The following is a 15,903-nucleotide window of genomic DNA, read 5'->3' as shown; positions in this document are numbered from 1 at the left end:
CGGGAAAATCCGTTACAAAAAAGTGAATTAATTTTACCCGATTTTGCCGCCTCAACCCACCATATAAGTGGCGGTTGCGCTGGCGATATACACCTGTTCTTCGTTGTGTAACTCAACGCGCGCCACGGCGACTTTATTCCCCGCGCGCAGCAGGCTGCTGGTACAGGTAAAGCGATTTCCGCGTCCCGGGCGAAGATAGTCGACGCGTAAGTCGATAGTACCCATTCGCGCCAGACGCTGGCGAAGTTCGTCTTCGCTGATGGTGTCATGGCGGGTCAGCGTACTGCCCACGCAGACCAAACCTGCCGCCACGTCCAGCGCGGAGGCAATCACACCGCCGTGCAAAATACTTTGCGCCCAGTTACCCACCATCATCGGCTGGTTGTTGAAGCTCAGTTGGGCAAAGTCTTTCTCGTAACGCTCCAGCTCCAGTCCCAGCGCGCGGTTAAACGGCATATGGTAAACAAAAATCTCGCCCACGAGTTTTAACACTTCTTCGGCGGTAAGCATGGCTGACATGAGGCATCACATCCTTATTGTTAACGAAATGTTGATTTTATGCCGCAGCAACAAGGAATGCCACTTTCAGAAACGAGGATGCAGCAGTTGTCGCAGAAGTCTGTAGAATGTCCGCCACATAACTATTCAGGTAATTTTACTCTTTTGCAGGAGAACACCACCGATGCGGACGTATCTGGCCTGGTTACTGGCGGCGGTTGCGCTGCCCTTCACAGCATATGCGCAGGAAGCGACGATCAAAGAGGTGCATGATAAACCTGCCGTTCACGGTAGCATTATCGCGAACCTTCTTCAGGAACATGACAATCCGTTCACGCTCTATCCGTATGACACCAACTACGTGATTTACACCCAGACCAGCGATCTCAACAAAGAGGCGATAAGCTCCTATAACTGGTCTGATAATGCGCGTAAAGATGAGGTGAAGTTCCAGCTCAGCCTGGCATTCCCGTTCTGGCGCGGCATTCTGGGGCCGAACTCGGTGCTCGGAGCGTCTTACACCCAGAAATCCTGGTGGCAGCTCTCTAACAGCGGAGAATCCTCGCCGTTCCGTGAAACCAACTATGAGCCGCAGCTGTTCCTCGGTTTTGCAACGGATTATGAGTTTGCGGGCTGGACGTTGCGCGATGTCGAAGTGGGCTTTAACCATGATTCTAACGGACGTTCCGATCCCACCTCGCGCAGCTGGAACCGTGCCTATACGCGTCTGATGGCGCAGAACGGTAACTGGATGGTGGAAGTGAAGCCGTGGTATGTGGTGGGCGAAACCGATGACAACCCGGATATCACCAAATATATGGGCTATTACCAGCTCAAGGTCGGCTACCAGCTAGGTGATGCCGTGCTCAGCGCCAAAGGTCAGTACAACTGGAACACCGGCTACGGTGGTGCGGAAGTGGGCTTAAGCTACCCAATGACGAAGCATGTCCGCATCTATACTCAGGTGTACAGCGGTTACGGCGAGTCGCTTATCGATTACAACTTCAACCAGACCCGCATCGGCGTGGGCGTGATGCTGAACGATATTCTCTAGGCTGCTCGAATGTTTTTGCGTTAAACGTTGAAGTTTCTCTCTCAGGCGCTGAAAATAGCGCCTGTTTCATTTCAGGCATATGGGGTTAACGTGGCGCAGGCGGAAGTATTGAATCAGGAGTCGCTGGCTAAACAGGTTTTGCATGAAACCTTTGGCTACCAGCAGTTCCGCCCTGGCCAGGAAACCATCATTGAAACGGTGCTGGAAGGCCGTGACTGCCTGGTGGTGATGCCGACCGGCGGCGGTAAATCCCTCTGTTATCAGGTGCCCGCGCTGGTGCTTAACGGCCTGACGGTCGTGGTATCCCCGCTCATTTCGCTAATGAAAGACCAGGTTGACCAACTGCTCGCCAACGGCGTCGCGGCCGCCTGTCTTAACTCCACGCAAACCCGGGAGCAGCAGCAAGAGGTGATGGCCGGGTGCCGCACCGGGCAGATTCGCCTGCTGTATATCGCCCCGGAACGCCTGATGCTGGATAACTTCCTCGACCATCTCGCGCACTGGAACCCGGTGCTGTTGGCGGTAGATGAAGCGCACTGTATCTCCCAGTGGGGACACGATTTCCGCCCGGAATACGCTGCCCTCGGCCAGCTGCGTCAGCGCTTCCCCGAGCTGCCGTTTATGGCGCTCACCGCCACGGCGGATGACACCACGCGGCTGGATATCGTTCGCCTGCTGGGGCTGAACGACCCGTATATTCAGGTCAGCAGCTTCGACCGCCCTAACATCCGCTATATGCTGATGGAAAAGTTCAAGCCGCTGGATCAGCTCCTGCGCTACGTCCAGGAGCAGCGCGGCAAGTCCGGCATCATTTACTGCAACAGCCGTGCGAAGGTGGAAGACACCGCCGCGCGTCTGCAAAACCGCGGCTTTAGTGCCGCCGCGTATCACGCCGGGTTAGAGAACCACATCCGCGCCGACGTGCAGGAGAAATTCCAGCGCGACGACCTGCAAATCGTGGTTGCGACGGTGGCGTTCGGGATGGGGATTAACAAGCCGAACGTGCGCTTTGTGGTGCACTTCGACATCCCGCGCAATATCGAATCCTACTATCAGGAAACCGGTCGCGCCGGACGTGACGGTCTGCCTGCGGAAGCGATGCTGTTTTACGATCCGGCCGATATGGCGTGGCTGCGCCGCTGTCTGGAAGAGAAACCGCAGGGGCAGCTCCAGGATATTGAGCGCCACAAGCTCAACGCGATGGGCGCGTTTGCTGAAGCGCAAACCTGCCGCCGTCTGGTGCTGCTCAACTACTTTGGTGAAGGGCGCCAGGAGCCTTGCGGCAACTGCGATATCTGCCTGGATCCGCCGAAACAGTACGATGGTCTGATGGACGCGCGTAAGGCGCTCTCGACCATTTACCGCGTGAACCAGCGCTTCGGGATGGGCTACGTGGTGGAAGTGCTGCGCGGTGCCAACAACCAGCGTATCCGCGATATGGGCCACGACAAGCTGCCTGTCTACGGTATTGGCAAGGACCAGAGCCACGAGCACTGGGTCAGCATTATTCGTCAGCTGATCCACCTCGGCTTTGCCACACAGAACATTGCCCAGCACTCCGCGCTACAGCTGACCGAAGCGGCGCGTCCGGTATTGCGCGGTGACGTTGAACTGAAGCTCGCCGTGCCGCGCGTGGTCGCCCTCAAGCCGCGGGTGATGCAGAAATCCTACGGCGGCAACTACGACCGCAAGCTGTTTGCCAAACTGCGCAAGCTGCGTAAAGCCATCGCCGATGAAGAGAACATCCCGCCTTACGTGGTGTTCAACGACGCGACGCTCATCGAGATGGCCGAGCAGATGCCGCTCAGCGCCAGCGAGATGCTCAGCGTCAACGGCGTGGGGACGCGCAAGCTGGAGCGCTTTGGTAAAGAGTTTATGGCGCTCATCCGCTCTCACGCCGATGGTGATGATGAGGAGTAGTCAGCCGGGCGAAAAAGTGCCAGGATGATGACTCACTGAATTATTTCCCCGCGAGTTAATTATGTTGATGCTATTTCTCACCGTGGCGTTAGTGCACATCGTTGCGCTGATGAGCCCGGGACCGGACTTTTTCTTCGTGTCGCAAACGGCCGTCAGTCGCTCCCGCAAAGAGGCGATGATGGGCGTGCTCGGTATCACCATGGGCGTTATGGTCTGGGCGGCCGTTGCGCTGCTCGGTCTGAACCTGATTCTGGCGAAAATGGCCTGGCTGCATAACATCATTATGGTCGGCGGCGGGCTGTACCTGTGCTGGATGGGCTACCAGATGCTGCGCGGGGCGCTGAAGAAAGAGCAGAAAAAACCGGAAGAGCCAAAGGTGGAGCTGGCAACGGGCGGCCGCAGCTTTGTAAAAGGGCTGCTGACCAATCTGGCGAACCCAAAAGCGATTATCTATTTCGGCTCCGTGTTCTCGCTGTTTGTCGGCGATAGCGTCGGTGCGGGCGCACGCTGGGGCATCTTCCTGCTGATCGTTGTTGAAACCTTTGCCTGGTTTACCATTGTGGCCAGCCTGTTCGCCTTACCGGCGATGCGCCGCGGCTACCAGCGTATCGCGAAGTGGATTGATGGCTTCGCCGGCGCGCTGTTCGCCGGCTTCGGCATTCATCTCATCATTTCTCGCTAAGCATGACGCGCTGACGCAAGCAGCGCGCCAACCAGCATAAACAGCGAGCCAAAGACTTTATTCAGGGCCTTCATCTGCTTAGGCCCTTTAATCCACGCCGCAATCCGCTGCGCCAGCGTCGCGTAACCAATCATCACGATGATATCGACAATAATGGTGGTCGCGCCCAGCACCACGTACTGCATCACCTGGGGCTGATGCGGCACGATAAACTGCGGGAACAGCGCGGCGAGGAACACGATGCTCTTCGGGTTGGTCAGGTTGACTAACACCGCACGCTTAAACAGATGACCGCGGTTTTGCGTCTGCGCGAGCGTGTTCAGGTTGATGGAGCCTGCCGCGCGCCACTGCTGGATGCCGAGCCAAATCAGATACGCCGCCCCGGCCCATTTCAGCACCTCAAAGGCCAGTACCGAGCGGGAGAACAGAGTCCCCAGACCAATCCCAACCAGCACGATATGAATGCCCAGCCCGGTCTGCAAACCGGCAATTGACGCTGCCGCACCGCGATAGCCGTGGTTGATGGAGGTGGTCATGGTGTTAATGGCGCCCGAGCCCGGTGAAAGGCTAAGGATGATGGATGTCAGCAGGTAAGCGAACCACCACTCGAAGGTCATTTGAAACTCCCGAATCGTCTGTTTTTATGCCACAATACGCTATTGTTGAGTCATTTTGTGACCGGTTACGAAAAAACGATATTCCTTGGCTTAGGTGAGTAGAAACCCGATGTTTCAGCAGAAAAAGGACTGGGAAACACGAGAAAACGCATTTGCTGCTTTCTCCATGGGGCCGCTGACCGATTTCTGGCGCCAGCGTGAGGAAGATGAGTTTACGGGCGTCGGTGATATACCGGTACGCTTTGTGCGTTTTCACGATAAGAAAAATGACCGGGTCATCGTGGTCTGCCCCGGGCGTATCGAGAGCTATATCAAATACGCCGAACTGGCCTATGACCTGTTCCATCTGGGCTTCGATGTGTTGATTATTGATCACCGCGGGCAGGGGCTTTCTGGCCGCCTGCTATCGGATACGCATCGCGGCCACGTGGATAACTTCAGCGATTACGTCGACGATCTTGCCGCGTTCTGGCAGCAGGAGGTCGAGCCCGGCCCCTGGCGGAAGCGCTATATTCTGGCGCACTCGATGGGCGGTGCGATTTCAACGCTGTTTTTACAGCGCCACGCTCACCAGTGCGACGCCATTGCGCTCACCGCGCCGATGTATGGCATCGTCATGCGTTTTCCTGACTGGATGGTGCGTCATATTCTTGACTGGGCTGAGGGCCATCAGCGCATTCGGGAAGGCTATGCCATCGGGACGGGACGCTGGCGGGCACTGCCGTTTGCGATGAACGTTCTGACCCACAGTCGCCAGCGGTATCGTCGTAACCTGCGTTTTTATGCCGATGAACCGCGCCTGCGCGTGGGGGGCCCGACCTACCACTGGGTGCGGGAAGGTATCCTTGCCGGTGAGCAGGTTCTGGCGGGTGTCGGCAATGACGATACACCAACACTCCTGATTCAGGCGGAAGAAGAGCGTGTGGTGGATAACCGCATGCATGACCGCTATTGTGAACTGCGCGCGGCCGCCGGTCACCCTTGTGAAGGGGGAAAACCGCTGGTCATTAACGGCGCGTACCATGAGATCCTTTTTGAAAAGGACGCTATGCGCTCAGTCGCGCTCAACGCCATTGTTGAATTTTTCAACAGGCATAATTGATTATTGTTTTCCACCAGAGGTTGAAATCCCTATGTACCAGGTTGTTGCATCTGATTTAGATGGCACGCTGCTTTCCCCTGACCACACCCTGTCGCCTTACGCGAAAGAGACCCTAAAGCTGCTGACGGCACGGGGCGTGAACTTTGTGTTTGCCACCGGCCGCCACCACGTCGACGTGGGGCAGATCCGCGATAATCTTGAGATCAAATCGTACATGATCACCTCCAACGGTGCGCGCGTGCATGATACCGACGGCAACCTGATCTTCACCCACAACCTGGATCGCGATATTGCCGCCGATCTGTTTGGCGTGGTGCACAATAATCCGGCTATCGTCACCAACGTTTATCGTGACGACGACTGGTTCATGAACCGCCACCGCCCGGATGAAATGCGTTTCTTCAAAGAAGCGGTATTTAACTACTCCCTGTACGAGCCGGGCCTTCTTGAGCCGGAGGGGATCAGTAAGGTGTTCTTCACCTGCGACAGCCATGAAGAACTGCTCCCGCTGGAGCAGGCAATCAACGCCCGCTGGGGCGATCGCGTCAATGTGAGCTTCTCAACCCTGACCTGTCTGGAAGTGATGGCGGGTGGCGTCTCCAAAGGCCACGCGCTGGAAGCCGTCGCGAAACGTCTGGGCTTCGAGCTGAAAGACTGTATCGCCTTTGGTGACGGCATGAACGATGCCGAAATGCTGTCGATGGCAGGCAAGGGCTGCATTATGGAGAATGCGCACCAGCGTCTGAAAGATTTGCACCCGGAGCTGGAAGTGATCGGCACCAACGCAGACAATGCGGTACCGAAATACCTGCGCAAACTGTTCCTTGAATAATCTTCATTTGGTTGTTTGTTGCTCAGATGTCAACTAAAGAGTTCGCTACAATGCCTCTCCTTCTTTCTGAGAGACAAGCATTGTGGCGCTACTCATTATCACCACTATCCTGTGGGCCTTCTCCTTTAGCCTGATTGGCGAATACCTTGCCGGTTCGGTCGACAGCTACTTCTCGGTGCTGATGCGCGTGGGGCTGGCGGCGCTGGTGTTCCTGCCGTTTCTGCGTACGCGCGGGCAATCGCTGAAAACGATTGTGCTGTATATGCTGGTGGGGGCGATGCAGCTCGGCATCATGTACCTGTTTAGCTTCCGGGCTTACGTCTATCTGTCCGTCTCGGAATTCCTGCTCTTTACCGTGCTGACGCCGCTCTACATCACGCTGATATACGATCTGCTGAGTAAACGCCGCCTGCGCTGGGGATACCTGCTTAGCGCGGCGCTGGCGGTGATTGGCGCGGCGATTATTCGCTACGACAAAGTGAGCGATCACTTCTGGACCGGACTGATGTTCGTCCAGCTCGCCAATATCAGTTTCGCCATCGGCATGGTGGGCTATAAGCGCCTGATGGAAACCCGCCCGATGCCGCAGCATAACGCGTTCGCCTGGTTTTATATGGGCGCCGCGATTGTCGCAGTGGCGGCGTGGTTTATGCTCGGTAACCCGCACAAGCTGCCGACCACCGCCGTGCAGTGGGGCGTGCTGATCTGGCTGGGCGTCGTGGCTTCCGGGTTGGGGTACTTCATGTGGAACTACGGCGCGACGCAGGTCGACGCCGGTACGCTGGGGATCATGAACAATGTGCATGTCCCGGCTGGGTTGTTGGTCAACCTCGCCATCTGGCAGCAACAGCCGCACTGGCCGAGCTTCCTTATTGGGGGAGCGGTGATCCTGGCTTCGCTGTGGGTCCATCGCCGCTGGGTCGCTCCGCGCTCCGCACAAACGGAAGATGGTCGCACGCGTGGTTCCGCGCTGAGCGAATAAACGCCTCCGTAATCGGCTGACGCTGCTCGCCATCGCGCACGGCGGCGTACAGTCGACTCCACAGTCCTTCACCCAGGGTTTTGGTCACCACCAGACCCTGGCGTTCAAAGCTCTCTACCACCCAGTGCGGCAGCGCCGCGATACCCATTCTGGCCGCCACCATCTGAATCAACAGCAGGGTGTTATCCACGCTTTTCAGCTGCGGACTGATGCCCGCGGGCTGCAGGAAGTGGCGCCAGATATCCAGACGACTGCGCTGAACCGGGTAAATCAGCAGCGTTTCCGTCGCCAGGTCTTCCGGCGTGATGCGCGTTTTCGCCGCCAGCGGATGATCCGGTGCCAGTACCAGGCGTACTTCATAATCAAACATCGGCGAATAGTGCAGGCCGCTGCGCGGCAGAATGTCGGACGTCATCACCAGATCCAGCTCGCCCTGCTGCAGCGACGGCTGCGGGTCGAACGTCACGCCGGATTTGAAGTCCATCTCCACCTGCGGCCACTTCTGGCGGAAGTTCTCAAGCGCGGGGGTCAGCCACTGAATACAGCTGTGGCACTCAATGGCGATACGCAGCGTGGTCTGCTGTGGTTCGTTACACGCCTGCAGCGCGCTGGCGATTTGCGGCAGGACCTGATTCGCCAGCTGCAACAGTATCTCACCTTGCGGCGTAAAGCGCAGGGGCTGGCTCTTACGCACAAAAAGACGGAAGCCGAGGCGTTGTTCCAGATCGCTGAACTGGTGAGAAAGGGCGGACTGGGTCTGGTGCAGCGTGGCAGCCGCAGCCGCGAGCGAGCCGCAGTTCCGCAACGCTTGTAGCGTTTTCAGGTGTTTTATCTCGATCATGAAAGTCCTTCACTTCGCCATGAACATATTGCGCTTGAGGAATATACAGTACCTGCCAATTATAGATGTGTAAACATCTGGACGTCTAAATAACGAATTTCACAAGGGGCACACCATGACAATCCGCAATCACACTCTCGGTTTCCCTCGCGTTGGCCTGCGTCGCGAGCTGAAAAAAGCGCAAGAAAGCTACTGGGCGGGGAACGCCACCCGTGAAGAACTGCTGGCGGTGGGACGCGAGCTGCGCGCCCGTCACTGGGATCAGCAAAAACAGGCGGGCATTGACCTGCTGCCGGTGGGCGATTTCGCCTGGTACGACCATGTTCTGACGACCAGCCTGCTGCTTGGCAACGTGCCGGCTCGTCATCAGAACAAAGATGGATCGGTAGATATCGATACCCTGTTCCGCATCGGCCGTGGCCGTGCGCCAACGGGTGAGCCAGCGGCAGCGGCGGAAATGACTAAATGGTTTAACACTAACTATCACTATATGGTGCCGGAGTTCGTAAAAGGTCAGCAGTTCAGGCTGACCTGGACGCAGCTTCTGGATGAAGTGGACGAAGCGCTGGCGCTGGGCCATCAGGTGAAACCGGTTCTGCTCGGGCCGGTAACGTACCTGTGGCTGGGTAAAGTAAAAGGCGAGCAGTTTGACCGACTCAGCCTGCTGAAGGACATTCTGCCGGTCTACAAACAGGTGCTGATTGAGCTGGGCAAACGCGGCATTCAGTGGGTGCAAATCGACGAGCCGGCGCTGGTGCTCGAACTGCCCAAGGTTTGGCTCGATGCCTTCAAACCGGCGTATGACGCGCTGGCGGGGCAAGTGAAGCTGCTGCTGACCACCTATTTCGAAGGCGTAACGCCGAACCTTAACACCATTACCGCGTTGCCGGTTCAGGGCCTGCACGTTGACCTCGTACACGGTAAAGACGATGTGGCGGAGCTGCATAAGCGCCTGCCTGTGGACTGGCTGCTTTCCGCCGGGCTGATTAACGGTCGTAACGTCTGGCGTGCCGATCTCACCGGGAAATACGCGCAGATTAAGGACATCGTCGGCAAACGTGAGCTGTGGGTGGCTTCGTCCTGCTCCCTGCTGCACAGCCCGATCGATCTGAGCGTGGAAACCCGCCTGGATGCCGAGGTGAAAAGCTGGTTTGCCTTCGCGCTGCAAAAATGCGAAGAGCTGACGCTGCTGCGCGATGCGCTGAACAGCGGCGACACGGCGGCGATCGCCGAATGGAGCGCACCGATCCAGGCGCGTCGTCACTCGGCGCGCGTGCACAACCCGGCGGTGGAAAAACGCCTGGCGGCCATCACCGCCCAGGACAGCCAGCGTCAGAGCCCGTATGAAGTCCGCGCTGAAGCGCAGCGTGCCCGCTTCAACCTGCCTGCGTGGCCGACCACCACCATCGGTTCCTTCCCCCAAACCACCGAAATCCGTGGCCTGCGTCTGGACTTCAAAAAGGGCAATCTGGATGCGAATCACTACCGCACCGGTATCGCCGAACACATCAAGCAGGCGATTATCGAGCAGGAACGTCTGGGTCTGGACGTGCTGGTACACGGTGAGGCCGAGCGTAACGACATGGTGGAATACTTCGGTGAGCATCTCGACGGCTTCGTGTTTACCCAAAACGGCTGGGTGCAGAGCTATGGCTCCCGCTGCGTGAAGCCGCCAGTGGTTATCGGTGACGTCAGCCGCCCGGAAGCGATCACCGTGGAGTGGGCGAAATACGCGCAGTCCCTCACGGACAAGCCGGTAAAAGGCATGCTCACCGGTCCGGTGACCATTCTTTGCTGGTCCTTCCCGCGTGAAGACGTGACCCGTGAAACCATCGCCAAACAGATTGCCCTGGCACTGCGTGATGAAGTGGCGGATCTGGAAGCCGCAGGCATTGGCATTATTCAGATTGACGAACCGGCCCTGCGCGAAGGTCTGCCGCTGCGCCGCAGCGACTGGGATGCCTACCTGCAGTGGGGTGTGGAAGCGTTCCGCATCAACGCCGCGGTGGCGAAGGACGACACCCAGATCCACACCCACATGTGTTACTGCGAATTTAACGACATCATGGATTCGATTGCCGCGCTGGACGCCGACGTGATCACCATTGAGACGTCGCGCTCTGACATGGAGCTGCTGGAGTCGTTCGAAGAGTTCGAGTACCCGAACGAAATCGGGCCGGGCGTGTATGACATTCACTCCCCGAACGTGCCGAGCGTGGAGTGGATTGAAGTCCTGCTGAAAAAAGCGGCCCAGCGCATTCCGGCTGAGCGCCTGTGGGTGAATCCGGACTGCGGCCTGAAAACCCGCGGCTGGCCGGAGACGCGTGCGGCGCTGGCGAACATGGTGAAGGCAGCACAGAACTTGCGTCAGGCATAATTGTGACGCGCGATGGCCGGGCGTCTGCCCGGCCTGAAATGCGCATTCTTAGCTCAGATCAACGCCGTTGCTGGCAATCACTTTTTGGTACCACCAGAAGGAGTCTTTTTTCAGCCGTTTCAACGTACCGTTGCCTTCATCGTCCTGATCGACATAGATAAAACCGTAGCGTTTGGACATCTGCGAGGTGCCCGCGCTAATGATGTCGATACAGCCCCACGTGGTGAACCCCATCACCTCCACGCCTTCATTAATCGCGGCCAGCGTTTGCGCGAAGTGTGCGCGGAAATAGTCAATGCGATAGCTATCGTGGATCTTGCCGTTTTCGACCACATCCTTCGCGCCCAGACCGTTTTCAACGATAAACAGCGGTTTCCGGTAACGGTCATACAGCTCCAGCAGCGAGATTTTCAACCCTAGTGGATCAATCTGCCATCCCCATTCGGACGCAGGTAGATACGGGTTTTTCACACCGAGAACGGTATTCCCGGGAATGCGTTCGGCGTCAGGCTGAGTGGATTCGGTCATCGACATGTAATAGCTGAAGGAGATGAAATCGACGGTATACGCCTTTAAAATACGCCGATCGTCAGGGTGCATTTCAATATGGATATTTCGTCGTTCCAGATCGCGCAGGATAAGCGGCGGATAGTCGCCAAATACCTGCACGTCGGCATAAAAATAGTTTTCCAGGTTTTTCTTTAGCGTGGCTTCAACGTCTTCCGGACGGCAGCTGTGCGGATAGGTCGTCAGTTTCGTCAGCATGCACCCGACCTGGCTGCCCGGAATTTTGGCGTGGCAGTCTCGGGTGACCAGTGCAGATGCGACAAACTGATGGTGCAGACCCTGATAGATATCCTGTTTCGCGTAGCCCGGCGCGCTTTTCTCTTCGCGAATGCCCGCGGTCGTAAAGGGATGGCGGTGAATACTGTCTATTTCATTGAAGGTTAGCCAGTAACGCACCAGCTCTTTGTAGCGGTCGAAACAAACATTGCTGAAGCGAACGAAGGCATCGACCACATTACGATGCACCCAGCCGTTATATTTTTCGCTCAGCGCCAGCGGCATTTCGTAGTGGGAAAGGGTGACCAGCGGCTCGATGTTATGACGACGCAGCTCGCGGAACAGTTCTTCATAAAACTGCAGCCCGGCCTCGTTTGGCGCGGCGTCCTCTCCGGTCGGGAAAATACGCGACCAGGCAATGGATACGCGCAGCACCTTAAAACCCATCTCAGCAAACAGCGCGACATCGTCTTTATAGTGGTGATAAAAATCGATGCCGCGGCGTTTCGGGTACAGCGCATCATTTTTACCTTCAAACGCGTCGCGGATATTCTCGTCCGTCAGGGCCATGTGGCCGCTGTAATCTTTCACGGAGAGGTTGGGTTTCCAGGCGACAGCGTCGGCAACGGACGGCCCTTTGCCGTCCACGTTCCATGCGCCTTCGGCCTGGTTGGCGGCAATCGCGCCGCCCCATAAAAAACCGTGTTGAAACGCGAGGGAATTGTCCATAACACGCACTCCTTATGCGTCATGATGATGGGAAAGGCTTACCCTTTTTTACCACCGTACTGACGGAACCACGTAAGCATCCGCTGCCATCCATCTTTCGCCGATTCAGCGTGATAGCTCGGACGATAGTCGGCGTTAAACGCATGCCCGGCATCCGGGTAAACCACAATCTCCGCCTTCGCATTTGCCGCGCGGAGCGCATGGCGCATGGTTTCTACCGAATCCAGCGAAATACCGGTGTCCTGACCACCGTAAAGCCCTAACACGGGAGCATTCAACTCGGTGGCGATATCAACCGGATGTTTCGGTGAATTCAGCGTTTTTTCACCCACCAGTTTGCCGTACCAGGCGACAGCGGCTTTGAGTTGCGGGTTATGCGCGGCATACAGCCAGCTAATGCGTCCGCCCCAGCAGAAACCGGTGACCAGCAGACGATGGGGATCGCCCCCGTTGCGCGCCGCCCAGCTGGCGACGTGGTCGAGATCGGCCAGCACCTGCGCGTCCGGGACTTTGCTGACCAGGTTGCTGAGCAAGGTGGGAATATCGCTGTAGTCGTTCGGATCGCCCTGACGGAAGTAGAGTTCTGGCGCAACGGCCAGATACCCTTCCAGCGCCAGCCGGCGGCAGAGGTCGCGAATGTGTTCGTGAACACCAAATATCTCCTGAATCACAATCACGATGGGCAGCGGGCCGTCTGCCGATTTTGGTCGTGCGTGATAAGCAGGCATATTCTCCCCCTGCGAGGGAATAGAGGTCTCACCCGCCGTGATGGCGTCTTCAGATGTTGAGACGATGGTTGAAGCATGCGGGGCCGCAGCAGGTGCAAAACCGGTTTTTTCAGTCATGGCATTCTCCGTACCAATCAGTTAGCGCAAAGGTAAATATAGACACCAGGTTAACAACTCACAGTGCCTTAAACGGTCTATCTTTTGTGCAGCACCTGACGATATAACTTGTTAATGTGATGTAAATCACTTTTTGGTGGAAATTCAATGCAATCATTTTCATTCATGGTTAGATGCGTCACGAAATTATGCTTACTGCTTCTGTAAAGTACCGTTTTACTTCTTCTGACTAACCGACCCACAGAGGAGTCACCTATGTCTAAGTCTGATGTTTTTCATCTCGGCCTCACTAAAAACGATTTACAAGGGGCTACGCTCGCTATCGTCCCTGGCGATCCTGAGCGTGTGGAAAAGATCGCCGCGCTGATGGATAAGCCGGTCAAGCTGGCTGCCCATCGTGAGTTCACCACCTGGCGCGCAGAGCTGGATGGCAAAGCGGTGATCGTGTGCTCTACCGGTATCGGTGGTCCGTCTACGTCTATTGCTGTTGAAGAGCTGGCGCAGCTGGGCATTCGTACTTTCCTGCGTATCGGTACCACCGGCGCTATCCAGCCGCACATCAACGTCGGCGACGTGCTGGTCACGACCGCGTCCGTCCGTCTGGATGGTGCAAGCCTGCACTTTGCACCGATGGAATTCCCGGCAGTGGCGGATTTCGAGTGCACCACCGCGCTGGTTGAAGCCGCAAAATCTGTGGGTGCCACCACCCACGTGGGCGTAACCGCCTCTTCCGACACCTTCTACCCGGGCCAGGAGCGTTACGACACCTTCTCTGGCCGCGTGGTAAGCCGCTTCAAAGGCTCCATGGAAGAGTGGCAGTCAATGGGTGTGATGAACTACGAAATGGAATCCGCCACGCTGCTGACCATGTGCGCAAGCCAGGGTCTGCGTGCCGGTATGGTGGCGGGCGTTATCGTCAACCGTACCCAGCAGGAGATCCCGAACGCCGAAACCATGAAGCAGACCGAAAGCCATGCAGTGAAAATCGTGGTCGAAGCCGCGCGTCGCCTGATCTAGTCCCCTCCTTTCGAAATCAAAGGCCGGCACGTTCGGCCTTTATTTTTGCGTAGCGCCTCGCAGGAAAACCCTTTCAAACTGGACGTTTATACAGCACAATTCTATTTTGTGCGGGTAATACGTTGATGCAGGGGGCAATGTGGATATCTCAATCCTGATTTATGCGGTGATTGCGCTGGCGGGCGTGGCGATAGGCTGGCTGATGTCCAGCTATCAGCATGCGCAGCAGAAGGCCGATCAGCTGGCTGAACGCGAAGAGATCGTCGCCGATTTAAGCGCGGCCAGGCAGCAGCTTGCCCTGAGTGAACACTGGCGCGACGAGTGTGAACTGCTCAACAACGAGCTGCGCAATCTCCGTGATATCAACACCTCGCTGGAGGCCGATCTCCGTGAAGTGACCACCCGCCTGGAATCCACTCAGCTGCATGCGGAAGATAAAATCCGCCAGATGATCAACAGCGAGCAGCGCCTCAGCGAACAGTTTGAAAACCTCGCGAACCGCATTTTTGAGCACAGCAACCGCCGCGTTGACGAGCAGAACCGCCAGAGCCTGAACAGCCTGCTGACGCCCCTGCGTGAACAGCTGGACGGCTTCCGCCGTCAGGTACAGGACAGCTTTGGTCAGGAAGCCCGCGAGCGGCATACCCTGGCGCATGAAATTCGCAATCTCCAGCAGCTGAATGCCCAGATGGCGCAGGAGGCGGTCAACCTCACCCGTGCGCTGAAAGGGGATAACAAAACCCAGGGCAACTGGGGAGAAGTGGTGCTGACCCGCGTCCTAGAAGCTTCAGGCCTTCGGGAAGGGTACGAATACGAAACGCAGGTGAGTATTGAAAATGATGCCCGCTCGCGAATGCAGCCGGATGTGATCGTGCGGCTGCCCCAGGGTAAAGATGTGGTGATTGACGCCAAGATGACTTTGGTGGCGTATGAGCGTTACTTCAATGCGGAGGACGACTACACCCGTGAATCGGCGCTGCAGGAGCACATTGCCTCCGTACGCAATCATATTCGCCTGCTTGGCAGAAAAGACTATCAGCAGCTGCCTGGCCTGCGATCGCTAGACTATGTACTGATGTTTATCCCGGTAGAGCCCGCGTTTCTGCTGGCACTCGACAGGCAGCCTGAACTCATCACCGAAGCGCTCAAAAATAACATTATGCTGGTCAGCCCTACCACGTTGCTGGTGGCGTTACGTACCATTGCGAACCTGTGGCGCTATGAGCACCAGAGCCGCAACGCGCAGCAGATTGCCGATCGTGCCAGCAAGCTGTACGACAAAATGCGCCTCTTCGTGGACGACATGTCCTCAGTCGGGCAGAGCCTGGATCGTGCGCAGGATAACTACCGCCAGGCGATGAAAAAACTCACCTCGGGACGCGGCAATCTGCTGGCGCAGGCCGAATCATTCCGCAGCCTGGGGGTAGAGGTTAAACGCGAGATTAATCCGGAATTGGTGGAACAGGCCACCGCCCAGGACGACGAGTTTCGCCTGCGAGAAGGTGCGGACGAACAAAAGACAAACAGTGAAGACAATACGTTAGCGGTGGATTTATCACCAGACGAGGCTCCAGCGCGTTTCTTTCGCGGTGGTTGAAACGTAGGGCAAACGCGCCCAATCTGT

The 15,903-nt window shown here is 56.9% G+C and carries 14 protein-coding genes; 9 read left to right on the top strand and 5 right to left on the bottom strand.

Going from position 1 to position 15,903, the window contains the following annotated elements; all coding sequences use genetic code 11:
• Positions 1-51 precede the first annotated feature (51 nt).
• The gene (gene yigI, locus ACMGG5_RS04995) at positions 52-519 is read right to left on the bottom strand and encodes an acyl-CoA thioesterase YigI (RefSeq protein WP_420277577.1); all 468 of its coding nucleotides are present in this window, start codon (positions 517-519) and stop codon (positions 52-54) included.
• A gap of 163 nt (positions 520-682) precedes the next feature.
• Between yigI and pldA the strand changes: the two genes are divergently transcribed.
• From pldA to rhtC, 3 genes are all read left to right on the top strand, one after another.
• On the top strand, positions 683-1,552 hold the full coding sequence (pldA, locus tag ACMGG5_RS04990) for a phospholipase A (RefSeq protein ID WP_024907987.1): 870 nt from the start codon (positions 683-685) through the stop codon (positions 1,550-1,552).
• A 90-nt stretch (positions 1,553-1,642) separates the two neighbouring features.
• The gene (gene recQ, locus ACMGG5_RS04985; RefSeq protein ID WP_032644788.1) at positions 1,643-3,472 is read left to right on the top strand and encodes an ATP-dependent DNA helicase RecQ; all 1,830 of its coding nucleotides are present in this window, start codon (positions 1,643-1,645) and stop codon (positions 3,470-3,472) included.
• 61 nt (positions 3,473-3,533) lie between these two features.
• Positions 3,534-4,154 carry a threonine export protein RhtC gene (gene rhtC, locus ACMGG5_RS04980; protein WP_024907989.1) on the top strand — a complete coding sequence of 207 codons (621 nt, stop codon included), beginning with the start codon at positions 3,534-3,536 and terminating at the stop codon, positions 4,152-4,154.
• Here rhtC and rhtB read toward each other — a convergent pair.
• Complete coding sequence (gene rhtB / locus ACMGG5_RS04975; RefSeq protein ID WP_420277576.1) at positions 4,151-4,771, bottom strand: homoserine/homoserine lactone efflux protein; 621 nt, start codon at positions 4,769-4,771, stop codon at positions 4,151-4,153. The genes rhtC and rhtB overlap by 4 nt on opposite strands.
• Positions 4,772-4,880: 109 nt before the next feature.
• On the opposite strand from rhtB, the gene pldB reads away from it, so the two are divergent.
• From pldB to ACMGG5_RS04960, 3 genes are all read left to right on the top strand, one after another.
• Positions 4,881-5,873, top strand: coding sequence for a lysophospholipase L2 (pldB, locus tag ACMGG5_RS04970; RefSeq protein WP_024907990.1), 993 nt, complete (start codon positions 4,881-4,883; stop codon positions 5,871-5,873).
• Positions 5,874-5,904: 31 nt separating this feature from the next.
• The gene (gene yigL / locus ACMGG5_RS04965; RefSeq protein WP_024907991.1) at positions 5,905-6,705 is read left to right on the top strand and encodes a sugar/pyridoxal phosphate phosphatase YigL; all 801 of its coding nucleotides are present in this window, start codon (positions 5,905-5,907) and stop codon (positions 6,703-6,705) included.
• A gap of 82 nt (positions 6,706-6,787) precedes the next feature.
• Positions 6,788-7,687 carry a carboxylate/amino acid/amine transporter gene (locus tag ACMGG5_RS04960; RefSeq protein ID WP_032646069.1) on the top strand — a complete coding sequence of 300 codons (900 nt, stop codon included), beginning with the start codon at positions 6,788-6,790 and terminating at the stop codon, positions 7,685-7,687.
• Here the strand turns inward: ACMGG5_RS04960 and metR are convergent.
• Complete coding sequence (gene metR, locus ACMGG5_RS04955; protein ID WP_024907993.1) at positions 7,575-8,528, bottom strand: HTH-type transcriptional regulator MetR; 954 nt, start codon at positions 8,526-8,528, stop codon at positions 7,575-7,577. The genes ACMGG5_RS04960 and metR overlap by 113 nt on opposite strands.
• A 115-nt stretch (positions 8,529-8,643) precedes the next feature.
• On the opposite strand from metR, the gene metE reads away from it, so the two are divergent.
• On the top strand, positions 8,644-10,905 hold the full coding sequence (metE, locus tag ACMGG5_RS04950; RefSeq protein WP_420277575.1) for a 5-methyltetrahydropteroyltriglutamate--homocysteine S-methyltransferase: 2,262 nt from the start codon (positions 8,644-8,646) through the stop codon (positions 10,903-10,905).
• 48 nt (positions 10,906-10,953) lie between these two features.
• On the opposite strand, the gene ACMGG5_RS04945 is transcribed toward metE, so the two are convergent.
• Positions 10,954-12,417 carry a glycoside hydrolase family 1 protein gene (locus ACMGG5_RS04945; protein WP_420277574.1) on the bottom strand — a complete coding sequence of 488 codons (1,464 nt, stop codon included), beginning with the start codon at positions 12,415-12,417 and terminating at the stop codon, positions 10,954-10,956.
• A gap of 38 nt (positions 12,418-12,455) precedes the next feature.
• Positions 12,456-13,262: a dienelactone hydrolase family protein gene (locus ACMGG5_RS04940; protein WP_024907996.1), complete on the bottom strand. Its 807-nt coding sequence runs from the start codon at positions 13,260-13,262 to the stop codon at positions 12,456-12,458.
• 255 nt (positions 13,263-13,517) lie between these two features.
• Between ACMGG5_RS04940 and udp the strand changes: the two genes are divergently transcribed.
• Together udp and rmuC are read left to right on the top strand one after the other, a co-directional pair.
• The gene (udp, locus tag ACMGG5_RS04935) at positions 13,518-14,279 is read left to right on the top strand and encodes a uridine phosphorylase (protein ID WP_003860792.1); all 762 of its coding nucleotides are present in this window, start codon (positions 13,518-13,520) and stop codon (positions 14,277-14,279) included.
• 139 nt (positions 14,280-14,418) lie between these two features.
• Positions 14,419-15,876, top strand: coding sequence for a DNA recombination protein RmuC (rmuC, locus tag ACMGG5_RS04930; protein WP_420277573.1), 1,458 nt, complete (start codon positions 14,419-14,421; stop codon positions 15,874-15,876).
• Positions 15,877-15,903: the final 27 nt, after the last annotated feature.

It is taken from the genome of Enterobacter sp. BNK-34, assembly GCF_048684445.1.
Classification (GTDB): domain Bacteria; phylum Pseudomonadota; class Gammaproteobacteria; order Enterobacterales; family Enterobacteriaceae; genus Enterobacter; species Enterobacter pseudoroggenkampii.
The sequence above is the reverse complement of the archived record's forward strand: the minus strand, read 5'-3'. Positions and strand labels throughout refer to the sequence as shown.

Coding starts and splice junctions, on each gene's coding strand:
- pldA (WP_024907987.1), top strand. CDS start 683: ATGCGGACGTATCTGGCCTGGTTACTGGCGGCGGTTGCGCTGCCCTTC.
- rhtB (WP_420277576.1), bottom strand. CDS start 4,771: ATGACCTTCGAGTGGTGGTTCGCTTACCTGCTGACATCCATCATCCTT.
- rhtC (WP_024907989.1), top strand. CDS start 3,534: ATGTTGATGCTATTTCTCACCGTGGCGTTAGTGCACATCGTTGCGCTG.
- pldB (WP_024907990.1), top strand. CDS start 4,881: ATGTTTCAGCAGAAAAAGGACTGGGAAACACGAGAAAACGCATTTGCT.
- metR (WP_024907993.1), bottom strand. CDS start 8,528: ATGATCGAGATAAAACACCTGAAAACGCTACAAGCGTTGCGGAACTGC.
- yigL (WP_024907991.1), top strand. CDS start 5,905: ATGTACCAGGTTGTTGCATCTGATTTAGATGGCACGCTGCTTTCCCCT.
- yigI (WP_420277577.1), bottom strand. CDS start 519: ATGTCAGCCATGCTTACCGCCGAAGAAGTGTTAAAACTCGTGGGCGAG.
- metE (WP_420277575.1), top strand. CDS start 8,644: ATGACAATCCGCAATCACACTCTCGGTTTCCCTCGCGTTGGCCTGCGT.
- udp (WP_003860792.1), top strand. CDS start 13,518: ATGTCTAAGTCTGATGTTTTTCATCTCGGCCTCACTAAAAACGATTTA.
- ACMGG5_RS04945 (WP_420277574.1), bottom strand. CDS start 12,417: ATGGACAATTCCCTCGCGTTTCAACACGGTTTTTTATGGGGCGGCGCG.
- ACMGG5_RS04940 (WP_024907996.1), bottom strand. CDS start 13,262: ATGACTGAAAAAACCGGTTTTGCACCTGCTGCGGCCCCGCATGCTTCA.